An 18,307-nucleotide genomic window follows, 5' to 3' on the forward strand; every position below is an offset into this window, starting at 1 on the left:
GGAGGGCATGATGGACAGGCGACAGCATATCGTCACGGCCTTCGACCGTGACCTGGAAACCATCGAGGCGCTGCTGGCGCGCATGGGCGGGCTGGTCGAGGCCGCGGTGATGGACGCGATCCGCGCGCTGGAGACCCGCGACGAGGATCTGGCCGAGGCGGTGCGCCGCGGCGACAAGGCCATCGACGCGCTGGAAGAACAGATCGACGTCGAGACCGCGCGGCTGATCGCACTGCGCGCGCCCACGGCGTCGGACCTGCGCTATGTGCTGGCCACGATGAAGATCGCGGCGGCGCTGGAACGCTGCGGCGACTATGCCAAGAACCTGGCCCGCCGCTCGACCGTGCTGGCGCAGATGCCGGCGATCGACGGCGCCTCGGGGTCGATCCGGCGCATGGGCGACGCGGTGCGGTTGCAGATGAAGAACGCGCTCGACGCCTTCATCCAGCGCGACGAGGCGCTGGCCGAGCGGGTGCGGCTGGGCGACCACGACGTCGACCAGATGTACAACACCCTGTTCCGCGAGTTCCTGACCCACATGATGGAGGACCCGCGCAACATCACCGCCTGCATGCACCTGCATTTCATCGCCAAGAACATCGAGAGGATGGGCGACCATGCGACCTCCATCGCCGAGCAGGTGATCTATCTGGTGACCGGCAACCTGCCCGACGACGAACGTCCCAAGGCCGACCACACCGCCCTGACCCCCGGCACCCACAAGCAGGAGGGCGCATGGCAGTCGCCGTGAAGCCGCTGATCCTGCTGGTCGAGGACGAGCCGGCGCAGCGCGACGTGATCGCCTATAACCTCGCGGCCGAGGGCTATCAGGTGGCCGAGGCCGGCGACGGCGAAGAGGCGATGCTGCTGGTCGCGGAAAACCCGCCCGACCTGGTGATCCTGGACTGGATGATGCCGAACCTGTCGGGGATCGAGGTCTGCCGCCGGCTCAAGTCCAACCCCGACACCCGCGCGATCCCGGTGATCATGCTGTCGGCGCGGCTGGACGTGCCCGACCGGGTGCGCGGGCTGGAAACCGGCGCCGATGATTACGTCGGCAAGCCCTATTCCCTGGCCGAGCTGATGGCCCGCATCCGCGCCAACCTGCGGCGGGTGCACCCGGCCGCGGCCGGCGCCGTGCTCGAGTTCCGGGACCTGCGGCTGGACGCCGAGGCCCACCGCGTCACCCGCGCCGGCCACGAGATCGAGCTGAGCCCGACCGAGTTCCGCCTGCTGGCCACGCTGATGGAAAAGCCCGGGCAGGTGCTCAGCCGCGAACGGCTGCTGGACCGGGTGTGGGGCCGCGACATCCACGTCGAATCGCGCACCGTCGACGTGCATGTCGGCCGGCTGCGCAAGGCGCTGTGCCAGCACGGCGGCGACGACCTGCTGCGCACCGTCCGCGGCGCGGGCTACGCGCTGGGCTGAACCGGCACCCCTGACCGCCCCCTTGCCGGGCGCATCGGTCCCAGCGCCGGTGCCGCCCGGTTTCGTTTCTGCGGCGCGGGGACGAATTGTCACCAGCTCCTCACGCCATTCCAAAAGCAGCGTCACCCTCGACCGCCGCCGAGAGCTCGGCGCGCCGCCATCAGCCGTGGCTCCCCGAACTGCTGGCCGCCCTCCGACCGCCCCTGCCACCCGGGAAGCGCCGATTTCACCGAACTGTCACGCCCCCGTGCCGCCGCTGTCACACAACCCCGCTAGACGGTGCCGCAGGGCCAGCCGCCCTGCACGAAACTCCGATGAGGACCATATGCGCACTATCGTTTCCGCCCTTGCGGCCAGCACCATCCTGGCGGGCGCCGCCGGCGCGGCCGAGATCTATCCGCTGGACCGGGCGACGATCCTTGCGAAATCGCCGTTCGACTTCAAGGTCGAGCTCGACGCCGCCCATGGCGAAGCCGACATCGCGGTCACGGTGAACGGCAAGCCCTATGCCGAGGTGTTCGGCCAGCCGGCCGCGTTCGTTGCCGAGGAAACGGATGCCGACGGCGCCACCCTGGGATCGGCGCTGATCCTGCGCGACCTGTCGCTGGCCGAGCCGGGCCGCTACACCGTCGAGGTCAAGGCCGGGGACGAGACGAAATCCGCGACGTGGGAGGTCTATGCCACCGCCGAGGCGCCGCGCGTCCGCAACGTCATCTTCATCATCGGCGACGGGCTGTCGGTGGCGCACCGCACCTCGGCCCGGATCATGTCCCGGGGGATGACCGGCGGCAAGGCCGACGGCCGGCTGGCGATGGACGATCTGGACCACATGGCCTTCATCGGCACCTCCTCGACGCATTCCATCGCCACCGATTCCGCCAACACCGCCTCGGCCTACATGACCGGGCACAAAAGCCGGGTGAACGCGCTGGGCGTCTATGCCGACCGCACCCCCGACAGCCTGGACGACCCCCGCGTCGAGACCATCGCCGAGGCGCTGCGCCGCACCACCAACAAGGCGATCGGCATCGTCTCGAACTCGGAACTGCAGGACGCCACCCCGGCGGCGGTGGTGGCCCACACCCGCCGTCGCGGCGACAAGGCCGAGATCACCGGCATGTTCCACGAGGTGCTGCCCGAGGTGATGCTGGGCGGCGGCTCGGCCTATTTCCTGAACGCCGAGGTGCCCGGCTCCAAGCGCAAGGATGACAAGGACTATATCCAGCTGTTCCGCGACGCGGGCTATGCCATCGCCACCACGCGCGAGGAACTGGCCGCGGGCACCAACGCCGGGCGCCTGCTGGGGCTGTTCCACACCGGCAACATGGACACCTGGCTGGACCGCAACCAACTGGGCAAGGGCACGGTCGACAAGTTCCCCGATCAGCCCGGGCTGGTCGAGATGACCGCCGCCGCGCTGGACCAGCTGTCGCGCAACGAGGACGGGTTCTTCCTGATGGTCGAGGCCGCCTCGGTCGACAAGATGTCCCACCCGATGGACTGGGAACGCGCGGTGCTGGACACGATCGAGCTGGACCACACCGTCGCCCTGGCCCGCGACTTCGCCGCCCGGAACCCCGACACGCTGGTCGTGCTGACCGGCGACCACACCCACGGGCTGTCGCTGATCGGCACCATCGACACCGAAAAGCCCGGCGACGACATGCGCGAAAAGCTTGCCGTCTACGACGACGCGGGCTTTCCCGATTACGTCGACGCCGATGGCGACGGCTATCCCGACAGCCTCGAGGTCAAGCGTCCGCTGGCGATCTTCTCGTCGAACTTCCCGGATTACTACGAGACCTGGGGCGCCAAGCTCGACGGCCCCTTCGTCCCGGCGATCCAGGACGGCGACGGCCGCTATGTCGCCAACGAGGCCTACAAGGACGTGCCCGGTGCGGTGCTGCGCACCGGCAACCTGCCGCGCGACAACGACACCGCCGTGCACGCGGTGGACGATGTGGTGCTGCAGGCCTCGGGCCCCGGGGCCGAGGCGTTCAAGGGCTACATGGAGCAGTCCGACGTCTACAAGGTGCTGGCCGACGTGCTTGCCCTGGGCACCGACCAGAAATGACCCCCTGACCGCGGCTGCCCGGGGCGTCCGGGCGGCCGCAACCTGAAAAGCGATACCCGTGATGACCCAGAACCTGACCCGCCGTTCCTGCCTGCCGCTGCTGGCCGCCGCGCTGTCGCTGCCCGCGCTGCGTCCCGCCGCCGCGGCCTCGCCCGATCTGTCCTTTGCCGAGCTTTACAGCTCGTTCAGCGCCCTGGGGCTCGAGTTCTCGGACAAGGTGAAGCAGCTGACCGGGCGCAAGGTCAGCATCCAGGGCTTCATGGCCCCGCCGCTGAAGGCCGAGGCGCAGTTCTTCGTCCTGACCGAGATCCCGATGGCGCTGTGCCCGTTCTGCTCGACCGACGCGGACTGGCCGGACAATATCCTTGTCGTCTATCTGGACCGCAAGCAGACTTTCACCGACCCGAACCAGCGCATCGAGGCCCGGGGCACGCTGGAACGCGGGTCCTGGACCGACCCCGAGACCGGCTTTGTCAGCCAGCTGCGCCTGCGCGGCGCGCGTTTCGCCAAGGTCTGATCCGGGATGCTGTCACTGGCCCTGACCGGGGTCGAGGTCGGGTTCCCCGGCCTCGACACCCCGGCGCTGAGCATTCCCCGGCTGAGCGTCGCCGCGGGCGGGCAGCTGGCGATTGCCGGCCCGTCCGGGTCCGGCAAATCGACGCTGGTCAACGTGATCACCGGGCTGGAGCGCCCCGGCGCCGGGCAGGTGCTGTGGAACGGCACCGACATCGCGCGCCTGCCCGAAAGCGCCCGCGACCGCTGGCGCGGCGCCAATGTCGGGCTGGTGATGCAGGATTTCCACCTGTTCCCCGGGCTGTCGGCGCTGGAAAACACGCTGCTGCCCGCGCGGCTGGCCCGGGTGGCGGACCGGGCGCTGGCCGCCCGCGCGGCCGGGCTGCTGGCCGAGGTCGGGCTGCACCGTCCCGCGCAGAAGGTCGAGACCATGTCGCGCGGCGAGATGCAGCGCGTCGCCGTCGCCCGCGCGCTGCTGCGCCGCCCCGGGGTAATCGTTGCAGATGAACCGACCGCCAGCCTCGACCCCGCCAACGGCGCCGCCATCGGGGCGCTGCTGGTCGGGCTGGCGCGCCGCAGCGGGGCGACGCTGATCGTTGTCTCGCACGACCCCGCGCTGATCGCCCTGCTGCCCCGCCGCCTGACCCTGGCCGGCGGCGTGGTCCACGAAGACGTGACGGAGCCCGCCTGATGCTGCGTTTCATCCTTGCCGATCTGGGCCGCATGAAGGCGGGCGCGCTGGTCATCGTGGCGCTGGTGGCGCTGGCGGCGGCGCTGGGGGTCGCGGTCACCTTGCAGGAACGCGCGCTGCGGCTGGGCAGCGCCCGCGCCGCCGACAAGTTCGAGCTGGTGATCGGCGCCCCGGGCAGCGAGACGCAGCTGGTCCTCTCCACCGTCTTCCTGCAACCCGCGGCGCTGCCGCTGGTGGGCGGCGACGTGCTGGCCGCGCTGCACGACGACCCCCGCGTCGCCTGGGCCGCGCCGGTGGGCTTCGGCGATTTCCACCACGGCACCCCGGTGATCGGCACCACCGCCCGCCTGATTTCCGAAACCGCCCCCGGCATGGCCCAGGGCCGGATGTTCGCGACCGAGGGCGAGGCCGTAGCCGGCGCCCTGACCGGCCTTGCGCCCGGTGACGAGATCACCCCCACCCACGGCGAGCTGGGCCACGACCACGAGAACGTGCGCTACCGCATCACCGGCCGGCTCGCGCCCACCAACACCCCCTGGGACCGTGCCATCATGGTGCCGATCCAGTCGGTGTGGCGGGTGCATGGCATGGCAGCCGGGCATGACCACGCCGAGGATGAAGCCCACGGCAGCCTCGACCCCGACACGGAGGGCCCGAGGCAAAGCGCGGACCATGACAACCCCGAATCCGCTGCGCAGCACCTCGTGGAGGGCGACGGCCATGGCGACCTTGACTCTGCTGAGCAGGAACATGTGGAGGATGAAGCCCACGGCAGCTTCCACCCCGACGCGCCCCTGCCCGAGGAGGAGGGCTGGCACGGCGCCCCCGGCGTTCCCGCCATCCTGGTCAAGCCCGCGACCATCGCAGACGCCTACAAGCTGCGGCAGGATTACCGCGCGCAGGAGGACACCATGGCGGTATTCCCGGCCGAGGTGCTGACCGGCCTTTACGCCACGCTCGGCGATGCGCGGCAGGTGCTGGCCGCCGTCGCCGCCGCGGCGCAGGCGCTGGTGGCGGTCGCGCTGCTTCTGGTGACGCTGACCCATGTCGGCCAGCGGCGGCGCCAGATCGGGGCGCTGCGGGCGCTGGGGGCGCCGCGCGGGGCGATCTTCGCCATGGTCTGGGGCGAGTTGTTCGCACTGGCTGCCGCCGGCATCGCGCTGGGGCTCGGCGCCGGTGTCCTCGCCGCCCGCCTGCTGTCCGCCGCGATCGCGCAGCGGCAGGGGTTCGAGCTTCCGGTCACGCTGACCGCGGGCGATCTGGCGGGGCTTGCGCTGCTGCTGGCCCTGGCGGCGCTGCTGTCCGCGCTGCCCGCCTGGCTCGCCTATCGGCAACCCGCGGTCGCCAGCCTGCGGGGGTAGGGCGGACGCGGCGTGTCGGGGGGCCTGCGGCTGCTGGTGAGGCTGGCGGAGTTGCTGTTGGTGTTGCTGACATATCGGAAGCTGCGGTCGGCAACCTGAGGAAGCAGGCTCTCGCGGCAGTCTGCGATTGCCGGCTTGCGGGTAGGGAGAGGCGTCCCTTCCCGAGAAGCTTGGCCGCCGGCTCCGGCAGTCCCACTGTGAAGCCTGCTGCCAGCACCATGCGCGCGGCAGACGGGGAAACCCGCGGTCGCTGGCTGGAGGCGTAGCGCCAGCGAACGTTCTTTGTTGCGGCGCTTGCCCTGCCGCTGGTGCAGGCTGGGCTGGCGATCGCAATCTTCGGTTGCCAGCCGGTTGGGTAGAGAGCGTTTCTTCTCGCCTTGCCGCTGGTCCTACGAGTGCTGTCGGCCCGTCTCGGGTGCTGCCGGTATGGCTGGCTGTGGGCAGCTGCCGTTGCCGGGCTGCACGATCAGGAGCCTGCGCCTTTTTCCACGACGCCCCCTCCTGCCCGCTTCTGCAAGGGCGGCATCTCGTCGCATGGTTGAGGGAAATACGTCACCGCTGGTGGCGCAGCGCGGGTGTCCGGCCTAGGGTGCGGCGCTGGCGCGTTGCCGGGTTGCGGCGCCGCTCGCCCGGTCTGGGGACGAGGGGGCCGGGCCCGCTGCGGGCGATGTGGGTGATCCCGGCAAGCGTGCCCCGATGTCGGACCCGCGACCCTACGCGGGACGGCGCATCGCCGGCAAGCTTGAACGCGTCGATGCGGGCATGTAACCGGCGGTGCCCCGGCGCCTTGGCGAAACGGACGACCGCCGGAAAGAGATGATCTGATGATGCAATTTGCCGCCTCCATGCCGCGGCGCCTGCGGCTGCTGTTCCCGGGGCTGGTGTCCTCGCTGACCGTGGCGCTGGCCGCCAAGTTCGTTTCGGAACATTACGGCGCGCCGGTGATGCTGATCGCGCTGCTGCTCGGCATGGCCTTTGCCTTTCTGGCTGAGCCCGGGGCACCGACCGAGCCGGGCATCGAGTTCGCCTCGCGCCGGCTGCTGCGCTTCGGGGTGGCGCTGCTGGGGCTGGGGATCACCGTCCAGCAGATCGCCGCGGCGGGGGTCGAGGTGGTGTTCGTCATTCTGGCCGGGGTGGCGCTGACCATCGCGGGCGGGGTGGTGCTGGCGCGGCTGTCGGGGCGGTCGCTGCCCTTCGGGCTGCTGGCCGGGGGCGCGGTGGCGATCTGCGGGGCCTCGGCGGCACTGGCGATTGCCTCGGTGCTGCCGAAAACCGATCCGAACCACGAGCGCGACACCATCTTCACCGTGATCGCCGTCACCGCGCTGTCGACGCTGGCGATGATCCTTTACCCGATCATCGGCGCGGCGCTGGGGCTGTCGGACCATGCGATGGGGGTGTTCTTCGGCGCCACCATCCACGACGTGGCGCAGGTGGTCGGCGCGGGCTATTCGGTGTCGGACGAGGCCGGGGCCACCGCCACCTTCGTCAAGCTGCTGCGGGTGGCGCTGCTGGTGCCGGTGGTGGTGGGGCTGTCGGTGGTCTTCGGCAAGGGCCGCGCGCCCGGCCAGTCCGGCGGGCTGCCGATCCCGTTCTTCGTCATCGGCTTTGCCGCGCTGGTGCTGGTCGGCAGCGCCAATGTCATCCCGCCCGAGGCGACCGCGCTGCTGCTGGAACTGTCGCGCTGGTGCCTGATCATCGCCATCGCGGCGCTGGGAATGAAGACCTCGCTGAAGAAGCTGGGCGAGGTCGGCGGCGGCGCCATCGCCATGGTCTGCGGGCTGACGGTGCTGCTCGCGGCATTCGCGCTGGCGGCGATCGAGCTGCTGCACATCTGATCCCCCCGGCAAGCGCGGCTCAGAGCAGCTCGCGCAGCGCCAGCGCCAGCCCCGAGCCGAACATCACCAGGATCAGCAGCCGGCGGAATTGCGCATCGCTGAGCCGGTGGAACAGGGCGATGCCGAATTGCGCGCCGATCAGCGTGCCCGGCAGGGCAAGGCCGACCAGCAGCAGGGTCTCGCGGTCATAGATGCCCTGCAGGGCGAACAGCAGCACCGCCACGCCCAGGATCCCGACGTTATAGGGCTGCAGCACCGCGCGGGTCTCGCCCTTGGGCCAGGGGCGCATGGCGCACCACATCGTCGGCAGCGCCCCCGACAGCGAGGCGGCGCCCCCCAGCACCCCGCCCATGAACCCGATGCCCGCATCCAGCACCGGCGTCGGCCGCTGGAACCGCGGCAGCGAGCGGCGCAGGCTGAAGAAGCCGCCATAGGCGACCATGAACCCGGCGATGGCCAGCTTCAGCGCCAGCACGCTGACCATGCCCAGCAGCGTGACCCCCATCGGCAGCCCGACCAGCCCCGGCAGCAGGAACCGGGACAGCCGCCCGGGCTGGGCGCGGATTTCGCCCCGGATCACCCACAGCCCCTGCAGGCCGCTGACCACCGACATCACCACCACCACCGCCACCGCCTGCTGCGCCGGCATGATCTGCAGCCACAGCCCCAGCGCCAGCAGCGCCGTCCCGAACCCGGCCAGCCCGTTGATGAAGCCGCCGGCCACCGCCCCGGCCATCAGCACCGCGAGATAATCCAGCGTCATGTCGCCCTTGTTGTTCTGGAGGGGGGGAGATGCGCCCTGATGCCGTCCCGGAGGGACGGCTGCCGCGGGGGCATTGCAAGCCGGGGTTCCGGGGGGCAAGAGTTTATACAGACATTCTTATGGAGTGCCTGCTGCGGGACCTCTGCGCAAGCCCGCCAAGGCCAACGGCCCCGGGCGGAGGTTCCCGGCGGAAACCACCCCGGCCGCGTGCCGGGGAGGGATCAGGTCGCCGGGTCGATCAGCCGCGACAGGCTGCTGTAGAGCCGCGCGGTGCGTGAAAGGGCGCGGTCGTCCAGCGCGGCCAGCGCCTGCCGGGCCACCGTATCCTCGCCGCTGGTGGTCAGGTACCAGAAATTATCCTCGCGCGTCAGCCAGCCCATCTTCTCCATGGCGATGAGCTTGCGGCGCGCGGTCTCGCGCGGGATGCCGGTGCAGTCGGCCAGGCGGTTGGTGGTCATCCCGCGGCGCTCGGGCGCCAGCTCGGCGGGGCTGCGCCCGCCGGCCTCGGCCGCGATCGCCGCGCTCAGCGAGACCTGGCCGACGGTGGCCAGCAGCACCACCATCTGCAGGTCGCCCTGAAAGCTGCGGCTCATGTCGGCGAGCTGCTCGGCCAGGAAATCCACGAAGCAGTATTGAAAGCGGGGATAGTTCTGCCGCAGCGCCCGCTCGACCTCGGCGGACCGGGGCGGGGAAATGCGCGGAGGCGCGGTGTCGTGGCCGGGGGCCGGCGCGGCCGCCCATGCAGAGCTGGACATGTCAACCTCTTCCCATTCGGGGCGCGGGATCAGAGGGCTTCTACCAGCGATGCCCCGAAACGAAAGCGCCCCCTGCCCAATATGGGCAGGGAGTCGCGAGAATGGGGGCGTGGGAGCGGCTGGAGCGGGGCGCGCGGCCGCGGGTTGCGGGACGGGAGGCAGGTGCGGAGAGGGCGGGCTGGAGCAAACGGGGCCAGTTACACTGAGTTGGCGGCTCCCGGACCAGCTGCGGCCCGCCAGCCATGCTGTGCCGCAGGACCCCGGACGCTTCCGAGGGGCGAGCGACTCCGTGCAGGCGGGGACTGCCTGCCGCAGGCGGCGGGACCGGAAGAGGCGGGGGGCGGCAGAAGAAAATCCGGCTGGAGCAAAGGAGAGGCCAGCTACACCGACTTGCGACGCTCGGGCTAAGGCGCTGCGCCACTTGGCACTCTGCGCCCTAGGGGCCACGCCCGGCAGGGGCGGCGGGTGAGTTTGGGCCAGACGCTGCGAGCTGTTTGCTATTCTGTGCAATACGGCCCCGCACCTCCCCCGGCGGCAGGCGACCCTGTGCAGGTGGGGGCCGCTCGGCTGCAGGTTGCGCGACCAGGAGGGTGTCCGGAAGGTCGGGAAGTGGAGGCCACGCTCGGGCAAGGAGATGGCCAGTCCCACCGGCTGGCGACGCTTGAAACAGTTACGGGCCGCTTGTCATTCTGCGTCCTACGGTCCTACCGCTCCACGCCCTGGCAAGGGCGGCGGGCGGCTTGTGCAGGCGGGCCACCGCAAGTTGCGGGACCGGGAGGAGTGCTCGTTGGAACTGGATGCGGAGACCCGGGCGGGAGCAATGGGAAGCCCCGTCACACCGACGCCGCGGATGCCCGGACCAGACACCGCAGGCCCCTCGCCCCTCAGCCCCGCACAGTCCTCTCAATAACCGGTCCAGCCGCCGTCAGTGGCGTAGATGGCGCCGGTCAGGTTCGAGGCTTCGTCCGACAGCAGGAACAGCATCATCGACACCTGCTCGGCCACGGTGGCGGGGCGATGGTTCGGATCGGTCCAGGACAGGATGCTGTCGGTCTTGATGCGGCCCATCTGCGGGCCCTGCGCCTCGCGCATCGAGGCGGCGACCAGCGCCCCGGCGCGGGCGATCATCGGCGTGTCGGTCGCGGCCATGTTGACCGAGTTCACCCGGATCCCGTAGGGCGCGTAATCCACCGCCGCGTTGCGGGTCAGCCCGTTCACGGCGTGCTTGGAGGCGACATAGGCCGGGTTGCCGGCCAGCCCGGTCATGCCGGCGATCGACCCGACGTTGACGATGGCGCCGCCGCGGCCCTGTTCGACCAGCCAGCCCAGCTGCGCGCGCAGCGCCAGAAAGGTGCCCAAGGCAGCCCCAGGATCCGGGTCTTGGTGTCCAGGATCGGCAATTCGTCTGGGTCGAGATAGAAGGCCTCGAACTTGGTATCGTTGTACGATATCTGCGCCAGCGCCAGGAAATCCGAGGCCCAGCGGGCATTGGCCTGCAACGCCGCGCGTTCCCCGCCATTGGCCGCGGTGTTGGCGATCAGGAAGCCGTTGGACAGGGTGAAGCGCTGGCGCCCGGCGGTGACGTTGAAGGCCAGCCGGTTGCCGCGCGCATCGACGCCGCCGCCAACGATGCCGACATAGGCGTCCTCGAAGAACGTGTAGCTGCGGGTCTCGTCGGTGAACAGCTCCTGCCCGAACGAGCCCGAGGTGATGGCGCTGAGCCCGCCATAGACGGACAGCGACTCGCTCAGCGGCGTGATGCCGTAGACGCCGTAATGCAGATACGCCTCGGTCCAGTCGTCATAGCCGCGGCCCGAGGGGCGGCCCTCGACCATCGGATTGCCGTTCAGCATCAGGTCGGGGCGGCCATACCAGGCGTTGTTGTTGGCGTAGTACAATCCCAGCGCATCCAGCTTGAAGCGCAGCATGGTGCCGTTGCGATCGAGGATCAGCGGGAAATCCTTGGGATCGCCGCTGACCGCCATGCCCCGGCCCCGGGCGGGCTGCGCCTGGTCGCCCAGCGAGAACGAGACCGTCAGGTCGACCCCGCCGGTCGCCGAGGGCAGCACGTCGTAATCCACCGACTGCACCGCGGGGTTGCGGCGCACCGCCGCCAGCGCGAACCCGATCCGGTCGTCGGAAAAGGCCGAGCCCGGGAACAGCCCGATCGCCCGGCGCACGCTGTCGACCATGCGGTCGTCATAGGCGGCATCGCCCGTGGGGTTGGCGAGCCTGACCGAGATCGAGTCGATCGGCCGCATGGCAAAGGGATGCGCATCGGTGACCCCCTGCGCCCAGCTGCCGCCGCCGGCCGGCAGCAGCACCGCCGCCCCGCACAGCAGCGCGGCCAGCACCTGCGCCCGTTTCCCGCCGGACGCCGCCTGCGGCGGAACCCCGCGCCTGCCAGTCCTTTCAGCCATGGTCTCACTCCCACGATGTTGCCTGCCGACCCTGCGCGCCGTCCACAGCGCCCCGCGGAACCCACCGGTGCCCGCGCGGCCGGCCGTCGCGACCGGGGTCGCGGGGGCCCGGCGTCGCTGCCGGGCGGCCATGCGCGGTCAGGGGCCGGGCGCCTGTCGGCTGCACCGGCCGGTGCGGAGCGCGAGCGCGTCCGCCATCCTTGCCTTCCATGGAGACGCGGCCGGGGAACGCTCCGTCGGGGGAGGGTTCCGCTGGGATGCGCCTGTTGACTGAACCGGGTTATTCGGGCGTTTTGGCCCGCACAACGCTGTTGCTGCCCATTTTGGGGCGAATCATGTCGGATCAGGTGGTTTTCCGCTCAAATCCGGCAAGGGAAAAGGCGAGATTCCGCGCCCGGCAGGCGGCGGAGCCGGGGGGAGCCCGCTTCGGTTGCGCGCGGGCGGGCCGCGAAAGCGCTCTGAATCTGCGGGGAACTCGCCCGGACAGCCGGGGTTGGCGGGCGCAGCGACTCAGCCGCCGCGAGCCTCGTCGCCGACGATGCGGCCATCCTCGAGCGTCAGGATGCGGTCGGCGCGGTCCAGGATGCGGTTGTCGTGGGTGACCATGATCGTGGTGGTGCCGCGCGCCTGTCCCAGCCGCTTGAGCAGCTCCACCACATTGGCGCCGCTGTCGCGGTCCAGCGCAGCGGTGGGTTCGTCGGCCAGCACCAGCTCGGGGTTGCCGACCAGCGCGCGGGCGATGGCGACGCGCTGCTTCTGCCCGCCCGAGAGGTTCGCGGGCAGATAGTCCAGCCGCTCGGACAGGCCCAGCAGGCCCAGCACATGCGCCGCGGCCGCCTGTGCCCGGGCCTTGTCCACCCGGCCCAGCACCTGTACCCCCATCATCACGTTCTGCGCCGCGGTCAGGCTTTCATGCAGGTTATGCGCCTGGAAGATGAAGCCCAGCCGCCGCCGCAGCGCCGTGGCCAGCGCCGGGGTGGCGCCGTGCAATTCATGGCCCAGCAGGATGACCAAGCCCTGCTGCACCTCGCGCAGGCACCCGAGCAGCGTCAGAAGCGTGGTCTTGCCCGAGCCCGAGGGGCCGACCAGCACCGTCAGGCTGCCGCGCGCGATGCGCAGGTCGATGTCGTAAAGCGCCTGCTTGCGCGCCTCGCCGCGGCCGAACCAGTAGTTCAGCGCCCGGGCCTGCACGGGGAAATCCTCGTCCCCCATCAGAACAGGTCCGCGGGGTCGGCGCCGGCCAGCCGCCTTGTGGCGATGGCGCCCGACAGGATGGAAAACACCAGCGTGCCGGCCAGCACCGACAGCACCATCCCCGGCGTCACCGCCAGCGGCAGGGTGGTGATCCGCCCCATCAGCGTCAGCAGCCCGCCCCCGACCAGCGCCCCGGGGACAAAGCCCAGCAGCCCCAGGATCAGCGCCTCCTCGAACACGATGCCCAGGAAGAAGCGGTGGCCGTAGCCCATCGCCTTGAAGGTGGCGTATTCGCGCATGTGGTCGGCGACGTCGGTGGACAGCACCTGATAGACGATGACGATCCCCACCAGCACCCCGATCAGCACGCCAAAGCCGAAGATCACCCCGGTCGGGCGCTGGGTCTGCTGATAGGACAGGTCCTCTTGCGCGGCCGCCGCATAGCTGCGGATGCGCAGGGTCTTGTCGGAAACCAGTCCGCGCAGCTCGGCCGCGACCCGTTCGGGGTCGGCGCCGGGACGCAGGCGCAGCAGGATGTGGTCGGGCGCGGCCGAGCTGCGGCCGGGAAACAGCGACAGGAAGGTCTGGTCCGACACCAGCATGTAGCCATCGCCGCCAAAGCCGCCGCCGCCGGCAAAGCTGTCGTACAGCGTCAGCGTCTGCCCCGAGGTCTCGAAGGACAGCGGCGCCTGCGGGCGGATGCCGGCGGCCTCGTCCCGCGGCAGCCCGCGCGCCAGACGGTCCAACAGCCCCGCCATCCGCATCTGCAGGGGCGCGGTCTTGGCGGCAAGCTCGGGCGCCAGGAACTCCGGCTGCGCCGGGTCGATGCCGAAGGTGGTCAGCGACAGCCCCTCGCCCGCGCGCTGCCAGTTCACGTTGGCCAGGAACAGCCCCATGCCCGAGGTCACCTCGGGGTGGGCCATCGCCTGCAGCATCCATTGCCGGGCGACATTGCCGCCCTCGGCCATGGCATTGGCATCGGGGGCCGAGATCATCACATCGGCCCGGAAGAACCCGTAGGGGGTCAGCGTGGCGGTGGCCATCGACTGCATGATCCCCAGCTGCACGAAGACCAGCACATTGGCAAACGCCACCCCCGCCAGCGCCGCGGCAAAGCGGGTGCGGCTGTGGGTCAGTTGCAGCCAGCCGATCGGCAGCCGCCCGAACAGCGCCTGCAGCAGCCGGCTCATGGCGCGGCCTTGGGGGCGGGAGTTGCTGTTGACGCTGGCGCGGCGTTGGAGGCGGGTGCGGTGGGGGCTGTGTCTGCTGCGGCCTCTGCCGCGGGCGCGATCCCGGTGGCGGCTGGGTTTGCCGCGGATGCGGTGTCTGCCGTGGGCGCAGGGACGGTTGCGGTTGAGGTTGCGGAGTCTGTTGCGGGGGTTGGGGCTGTCCCGGTGGTGGCTGTTGGGCCGGGGTTGCGCGCCGGTGCAGGGTCGGGCGCCGGTGCGGCCCCGGGTGCGGCCGCGGAGTCGGCCACGGGCGCCACTCCGATGGCGGGCGCGGGGCCTGCCGGGGCCGGCGCGGGATCGGGGCGGGTGTCGATGCGGGCGATCACCTCGAGGTTGGTGAAGCCGGCGGCCTGCGTGCTCGAGGCTGCGTCCAGCGCCACCATCACCCGCACCACCCGGGCGTCGGTGTTGGCGGCGGTGTCGTCGGCGACCAGCCCCTGGCGCCCGACGATCAGCCCGATCGACTGCACCCGGCCGTGGAAGGTCCGGCCAAGCGCGGTCGACGCCAGCTCGACTGGCTGGCCCACGGCGACCTGCGAGATGCGGTCCTGCCAGATCTCGGCCTCGGCCATCATCACCGAGGTGTCGCCGATCAGCATGATCCCCTCGGCCGGCGGGCGCGCGCCGGGGGTGGCGGTGATGTCCAGCACCGTGCCGGTGATCGGCGCCAGCACCTCGGCCCGGCCCATGTCGCGGCGCGCGCGGTCCAGATCGGCCTGGGCCGCCTGAAGATTGCGCCGCGCCACCACCACGTCGGGCTGGTCGTCCAGCGCCACGGTGGTGAAGCGGGCCAGCGTTGCCTCGGCCTTGGCGACGGCGGCCAGCGCCTGCCGTTCGGCGGCAAGCTGGGCGTCGAGCGTGGCGCGGGTGGCGGCGGCGCGGGCCAGCAGCTCTTCGGTGCGCTGGCGCTGCGTGGTGGCATCGGCGGCGGCGGCGCGCATCTGGTCCAGCGTCGCCTGCGCCTCGTCGCGGCTGCTTTGCACGGCGGCGCGGGTCTGCATCAGCGCGGCCTCGCGGATCGCCAGCGCGGCCTCGGCCTGCAGGACCGCGCTGTGCAGGACGTCGTGGTTGTCCAGCCGGGCGACCACCGCGCCCTTGTCCACCCGCGCGCCCTCGGCCACCAGGATCTCGGCCAGCCGCGCGTCGCCCGCGCCATAGGGCGCTGCGACCGGGGACAGATCGCCGCGCGGCAGCAGCCGCGCCAGCCCCAGCACATCGGTGGCGCGCATGGTCTCGGCCATGTCGCGGGGCAGCTCGATGTCGGGCGGCAGCGCGATCGGATAGGCCGCCCCGCCGCCCGGCCGCAACCCGGTCAGCGCGTAAAAGCCGCGCAGCGCCGGAGGCTGGAAATAAAGCCCGATCACCGCGCCCGAGAACATCAGCACCGGCACCAGCAGCACCAGCAGCCAGCGCCTGCGCCGGCGCGGCGCCGGAGGGGCGGAGGCTGCGGGCCGCGCGACCGGCAGCGGCAGCGAAGCGTCGTCCGAGTGGGTCATGGGAACTGCCTGCCAGGCTGTTGCGGGGAAACGGGGGGTCGGGTTCCACCGATATGGTTGCGCCGGGGGGATTGCGGCAAGGCGTTGGCGACGGAAGGGCTGGCGCTGCGGGGCGGGGTCACAGCCAGCCCAGCAGCCGCCACCACAGCCAGTCCATCGGCATCAGCACCACGAAGGTCAGCACCCCCAGCGGCAGGGTGGCGCGCAGCACATGCGCCAGCCGCTCCCCCGAAAGCTGCATGGCCATCACCAGCGGCCCGACCTGATAGGGAAAGATCACCGTGGCAAAGCCGACCACCTGCGTCATCAGCACCGCCTGCAGCGACAGCCCGGTCGCCGCCGCCAGATCGGGGGCCATCGGCGTCAGCACCGTGGGCACCCCCGGCATGGTGGTGACCAGCCCCATCAGCCCGGCCATCCCGGTCAGCGACAGGAAATTGGTGAAGCTGGCGCCCTCGCGCAGGGGCAGTAGCTCTTGCAGGGCGCCCCCGGCCAGCGCCCCCAGCCCCGAGGCGTTGACCACCGCCCCCAGCGCCAGGGCCGCGGCGACGAACAGCACCATGCCGAAATCGACCGAGGCGTTGAACTGTTTCGGCGCCACCACCCCCAGGCGCGGCATCAGCAGCGCCGCGGCGGTGGCGATGCCGATCCAGGCCGGGCCGATGCCGTGCAGCCGGTCGGTCATCCACAGCGCCAGCGTCGCGGCCAGGATCAGCGCCACCCGCCGCTCGGCCGCCGAAAGCCTGGTGCGGCTGGTCTGCGTCTCTGCAGGGCCGGCGGCAAGCCGGTCGGGAAACAGCCACACCACCAGCGCCACGGTCAGCGCCGATTTCACGATACCCAGCACCGGGTAATGCAGCAGCAGATAGGACAGATAGCCGAAGGAGACGCCGTGCTGCCCCTCGGCCGCGCCGGCCAGGATCATGTTGGGGATGTTCGACGGCAGGATCGCGAAACTGGGCATGTTGCAGGCCAGCGTCAGTGCCACCGCCACCCCGATGCGTCCGTTCGAGCCCGGCGCCAGCCCCAGCCGCTGCGCCAGCGCCATGCCCACCGGCACCAGCACCACCGCCCGCCCGACCGAGGACGGCATCACGAACCCCAGCGCCATCGCCGCCAGCGTCAGCACCGCGACCAGCCGCGGATAGCTGTGGCCGGCCAGCGGCACCAGCGCCTCGGCCAGCCGCGCGCCCAGCCCCGAGGTGGTGATCGCCGCCCCGATCACGAAGCCCGACACGATCAGCCACACCGCCGCCGAGCCGAAGCCGGCGAACACCAGCTCGGGCGGGGCCAGCCCGGGGATCAGCACGGCGGCGAAGAAGACCAGCGAGGTCAGGAACGGCGGGATCGCCCCGGTGCTCCACAGGGCCAACGTCGCCAGCACCACCGCGGCGGTGGCGCCCATCGGCTGCGGCAGCGCCAGCCCCAGCGCCACCGCCGCCAGCAGGCTGGCCAGCAGGATCAGCGGGCTGGGCGACAGGCGGCGTGGGGCAAGGGGAAGGACGTAGGACATGGGCGTGCCGGGGCGTGGACTGGGTTCGCCACATTCTGGACCAGTCCCGGGCACCTGCGTAAGATCGCCATCATGACAAAGGATATCGCCGACTCGCCACAGCTGCGCTTTGACCCCAGCGGCGCGGCCTATGTGCTGGACCCCGCGCGGCCGGTGCTGGCGCATGGGCGCGACCTGGCGGCGGGCGCCCATGTCGCGCCCCACGCCCACCCGCGCGGGCAGCTGCTGTGGGCGGCCGAGGGGCTGCTGCGGCTGAGCGCGGACGATGGCGTGTGGCTGGTCCCGCCCGGCTTCGGCATCTGGATCCCCGGCGGCACGCGGCACGAGATGCGGGTGGTCTCGCGCCCCGGGACGGGGGCACGGACGCGCAATCTCTACGTCGATCCCTCGTGCCCGCTGCGGCCGGGAGCGCAGGGAGGGGCGCAGGGGTGCGAGGTGCTGCCGGTCGCGCCGCTTCTGCGCGAGGTGATCCTGCGGATGGTGGAGGAGACCGACCCCGCCCGGCTTGCCCGGCTGGGGGCGGTGGCGCTGGACGAGATCGCATCCGCCCCGCCGGCGCCGCTGGACCTGCCCGCCGGGCACGACAAGCGGCTGCGCCGGCTGACCGCGCATCTGGGCCGCAACCCGGCCGACCCGCGACCGCTGCCGGTGCTGGCGGCCGAGGTGGGGGCAAGCCCGCGCACGCTGGCGCGGCTGTTTCGCGCCGAAACCGGCCTGTCGTTCCGCGACTGGCGGGTGCGGGTGCGGCTGCTGGCCGCCGTCGGCCGGCTCGAGCGCGGCGAAAGCAGCACCACCATCGCGCATTCGCTGGGCTGGCGCAGCCCCAGCGCCTTCGTCGCCGCCTTCCGCAGCCATTTCGGCAGCCCGCCGCAAAGCTGGCTGCGCGGGCGGTAGGGGCGACAGGGCGCGGTTGCCCGGGTCAGCGCCTGCGGGTCATCCGGCCCGGCGGGTGGTTCGGACTCGATCAGGGCACGGGGTGCGGCAGCTAGGTCCTGGCGACAGGCCCCCGCAGATCGAGGGCGATCAGCACCG

General features: G+C 71.4%; 16 protein-coding genes. 8 read left to right on the forward strand and 8 right to left on the reverse strand.

Annotated elements, in window-relative coordinates; genetic code table 11:
* Nucleotides 1-10: 10 nt before the first annotated feature.
* From phoU to BUB57_RS06295, 7 genes are all read left to right on the forward strand, one after another.
* A complete protein-coding gene (phoU, locus tag BUB57_RS06265; protein ID WP_073064709.1) occupies nt 11-751 on the forward strand; it encodes a phosphate signaling complex protein PhoU in 741 nt (246 codons plus the stop codon).
* Nucleotides 736-1,428 carry a phosphate regulon transcriptional regulator PhoB gene (phoB, locus tag BUB57_RS06270; RefSeq protein ID WP_073063940.1) on the forward strand — a complete coding sequence of 231 codons (693 nt, stop codon included), beginning with the start codon at nt 736-738 and terminating at the stop codon, nt 1,426-1,428. Before phoU ends, phoB begins: the two co-directional genes overlap by 16 nt.
* A 325-nt stretch (nt 1,429-1,753) precedes the next feature.
* Complete coding sequence (locus BUB57_RS06275) at nt 1,754-3,502, forward strand: alkaline phosphatase (RefSeq protein ID WP_073063944.1); 1,749 nt, start codon at nt 1,754-1,756, stop codon at nt 3,500-3,502.
* A gap of 61 nt (nt 3,503-3,563) precedes the next feature.
* Nucleotides 3,564-4,019 (forward strand): hypothetical protein, encoded by a 456-nt coding sequence (locus BUB57_RS06280; RefSeq protein ID WP_143159643.1) that lies wholly within the window; start codon nt 3,564-3,566, stop codon nt 4,017-4,019.
* Nucleotides 4,020-4,025: 6 nt separating this feature from the next.
* Nucleotides 4,026-4,706 (forward strand): ABC transporter ATP-binding protein, encoded by a 681-nt coding sequence (locus BUB57_RS06285; protein WP_073063950.1) that lies wholly within the window; start codon nt 4,026-4,028, stop codon nt 4,704-4,706.
* Nucleotides 4,706-6,067, forward strand: a complete 1,362-nt coding sequence (locus BUB57_RS06290; RefSeq protein WP_073063955.1) for an ABC transporter permease — start codon at nt 4,706-4,708, stop codon at nt 6,065-6,067. The genes BUB57_RS06285 and BUB57_RS06290 overlap by 1 nt, the downstream gene beginning before the upstream one ends.
* 824 nt (nt 6,068-6,891) lie before the next feature.
* Nucleotides 6,892-7,905, forward strand: a complete 1,014-nt coding sequence (locus BUB57_RS06295; protein WP_073063960.1) for a YeiH family protein — start codon at nt 6,892-6,894, stop codon at nt 7,903-7,905.
* 19 nt (nt 7,906-7,924) lie between these two features.
* Here BUB57_RS06295 and BUB57_RS06300 read toward each other — a convergent pair whose 3' ends face one another.
* The 8 genes from BUB57_RS06300 to BUB57_RS06335 form a co-directional block, all read right to left on the reverse strand.
* A complete protein-coding gene (locus BUB57_RS06300; RefSeq protein ID WP_073063964.1) occupies nt 7,925-8,668 on the reverse strand; it encodes a sulfite exporter TauE/SafE family protein in 744 nt (247 codons plus the stop codon).
* 221 nt (nt 8,669-8,889) lie between these two features.
* Entirely contained in the window at nt 8,890-9,423 is a 534-nt protein-coding gene (locus BUB57_RS06305; protein WP_143159644.1) for a helix-turn-helix domain-containing protein, read from the reverse strand.
* A gap of 903 nt (nt 9,424-10,326) precedes the next feature.
* On the reverse strand, nt 10,327-10,782 hold the full coding sequence (locus tag BUB57_RS16520) for an SDR family NAD(P)-dependent oxidoreductase (protein WP_234952001.1): 456 nt from the start codon (nt 10,780-10,782) through the stop codon (nt 10,327-10,329).
* Nucleotides 10,686-11,843 carry a hypothetical protein gene (locus tag BUB57_RS16525; protein WP_143159645.1) on the reverse strand — a complete coding sequence of 386 codons (1,158 nt, stop codon included), beginning with the start codon at nt 11,841-11,843 and terminating at the stop codon, nt 10,686-10,688. Before BUB57_RS16525 ends, BUB57_RS16520 begins: the two co-directional genes overlap by 97 nt.
* Before the next feature lie 510 nt (nt 11,844-12,353).
* Nucleotides 12,354-13,055, reverse strand: a complete 702-nt coding sequence (locus tag BUB57_RS06320; RefSeq protein WP_073063970.1) for an ATP-binding cassette domain-containing protein — start codon at nt 13,053-13,055, stop codon at nt 12,354-12,356.
* Complete coding sequence (locus BUB57_RS06325) at nt 13,055-14,227, reverse strand: FtsX-like permease family protein (protein ID WP_073063973.1); 1,173 nt, start codon at nt 14,225-14,227, stop codon at nt 13,055-13,057. Before BUB57_RS06325 ends, BUB57_RS06320 begins: the two co-directional genes overlap by 1 nt.
* Nucleotides 14,224-15,762 (reverse strand): HlyD family efflux transporter periplasmic adaptor subunit, encoded by a 1,539-nt coding sequence (locus BUB57_RS06330; protein WP_073063976.1) that lies wholly within the window; start codon nt 15,760-15,762, stop codon nt 14,224-14,226. The genes BUB57_RS06325 and BUB57_RS06330 overlap by 4 nt, the downstream gene beginning before the upstream one ends.
* Before the next feature lie 118 nt (nt 15,763-15,880).
* Nucleotides 15,881-17,275 carry an SLC13 family permease gene (locus tag BUB57_RS06335; protein ID WP_073063979.1) on the reverse strand — a complete coding sequence of 465 codons (1,395 nt, stop codon included), beginning with the start codon at nt 17,273-17,275 and terminating at the stop codon, nt 15,881-15,883.
* A 72-nt stretch (nt 17,276-17,347) separates the two neighbouring features.
* Here BUB57_RS06335 and BUB57_RS06340 point away from each other — a divergent pair, with 72 nt between their 5' ends.
* Nucleotides 17,348-18,169: an AraC family transcriptional regulator gene (locus BUB57_RS06340; RefSeq protein ID WP_073063981.1), complete on the forward strand. Its 822-nt coding sequence runs from the start codon at nt 17,348-17,350 to the stop codon at nt 18,167-18,169.
* Nucleotides 18,170-18,307 lie beyond the last annotated feature (138 nt).

It is taken from the genome of Paracoccus solventivorans, from assembly GCF_900142875.1.
In the GTDB taxonomy this organism is placed as follows: Bacteria; Pseudomonadota; Alphaproteobacteria; order Rhodobacterales; family Rhodobacteraceae; genus Paracoccus; species Paracoccus solventivorans.

Bases quoted from the DNA above. Each gene is read 5' to 3' on its own strand.
- BUB57_RS06330 (WP_073063976.1), bottom strand. From the start codon at position 15,762: ATGACCCACTCGGACGACGCTTCGCTGCCGCTGCCGGTCGCGCGGCCC.
- BUB57_RS06305 (WP_143159644.1), bottom strand. From the start codon at position 9,423: ATGTCCAGCTCTGCATGGGCGGCCGCGCCGGCCCCCGGCCACGACACC.
- BUB57_RS16525 (WP_143159645.1), bottom strand. From the start codon at position 11,843: ATGGCTGAAAGGACTGGCAGGCGCGGGGTTCCGCCGCAGGCGGCGTCC.
- phoU (WP_073064709.1), top strand. From the start codon at position 11: ATGGACAGGCGACAGCATATCGTCACGGCCTTCGACCGTGACCTGGAA.
- BUB57_RS06320 (WP_073063970.1), bottom strand. From the start codon at position 13,055: ATGGGGGACGAGGATTTCCCCGTGCAGGCCCGGGCGCTGAACTACTGG.
- BUB57_RS06290 (WP_073063955.1), top strand. From the start codon at position 4,706: ATGCTGCGTTTCATCCTTGCCGATCTGGGCCGCATGAAGGCGGGCGCG.
- phoB (WP_073063940.1), top strand. From the start codon at position 736: ATGGCAGTCGCCGTGAAGCCGCTGATCCTGCTGGTCGAGGACGAGCCG.
- BUB57_RS06275 (WP_073063944.1), top strand. From the start codon at position 1,754: ATGCGCACTATCGTTTCCGCCCTTGCGGCCAGCACCATCCTGGCGGGC.
- BUB57_RS06325 (WP_073063973.1), bottom strand. From the start codon at position 14,227: ATGAGCCGGCTGCTGCAGGCGCTGTTCGGGCGGCTGCCGATCGGCTGG.
- BUB57_RS06280 (WP_143159643.1), top strand. From the start codon at position 3,564: ATGACCCAGAACCTGACCCGCCGTTCCTGCCTGCCGCTGCTGGCCGCC.
- BUB57_RS06340 (WP_073063981.1), top strand. From the start codon at position 17,348: ATGACAAAGGATATCGCCGACTCGCCACAGCTGCGCTTTGACCCCAGC.
- BUB57_RS06300 (WP_073063964.1), bottom strand. From the start codon at position 8,668: ATGACGCTGGATTATCTCGCGGTGCTGATGGCCGGGGCGGTGGCCGGC.
- BUB57_RS06285 (WP_073063950.1), top strand. From the start codon at position 4,026: ATGCTGTCACTGGCCCTGACCGGGGTCGAGGTCGGGTTCCCCGGCCTC.
- BUB57_RS06295 (WP_073063960.1), top strand. From the start codon at position 6,892: ATGATGCAATTTGCCGCCTCCATGCCGCGGCGCCTGCGGCTGCTGTTC.
- BUB57_RS06335 (WP_073063979.1), bottom strand. From the start codon at position 17,275: ATGTCCTACGTCCTTCCCCTTGCCCCACGCCGCCTGTCGCCCAGCCCG.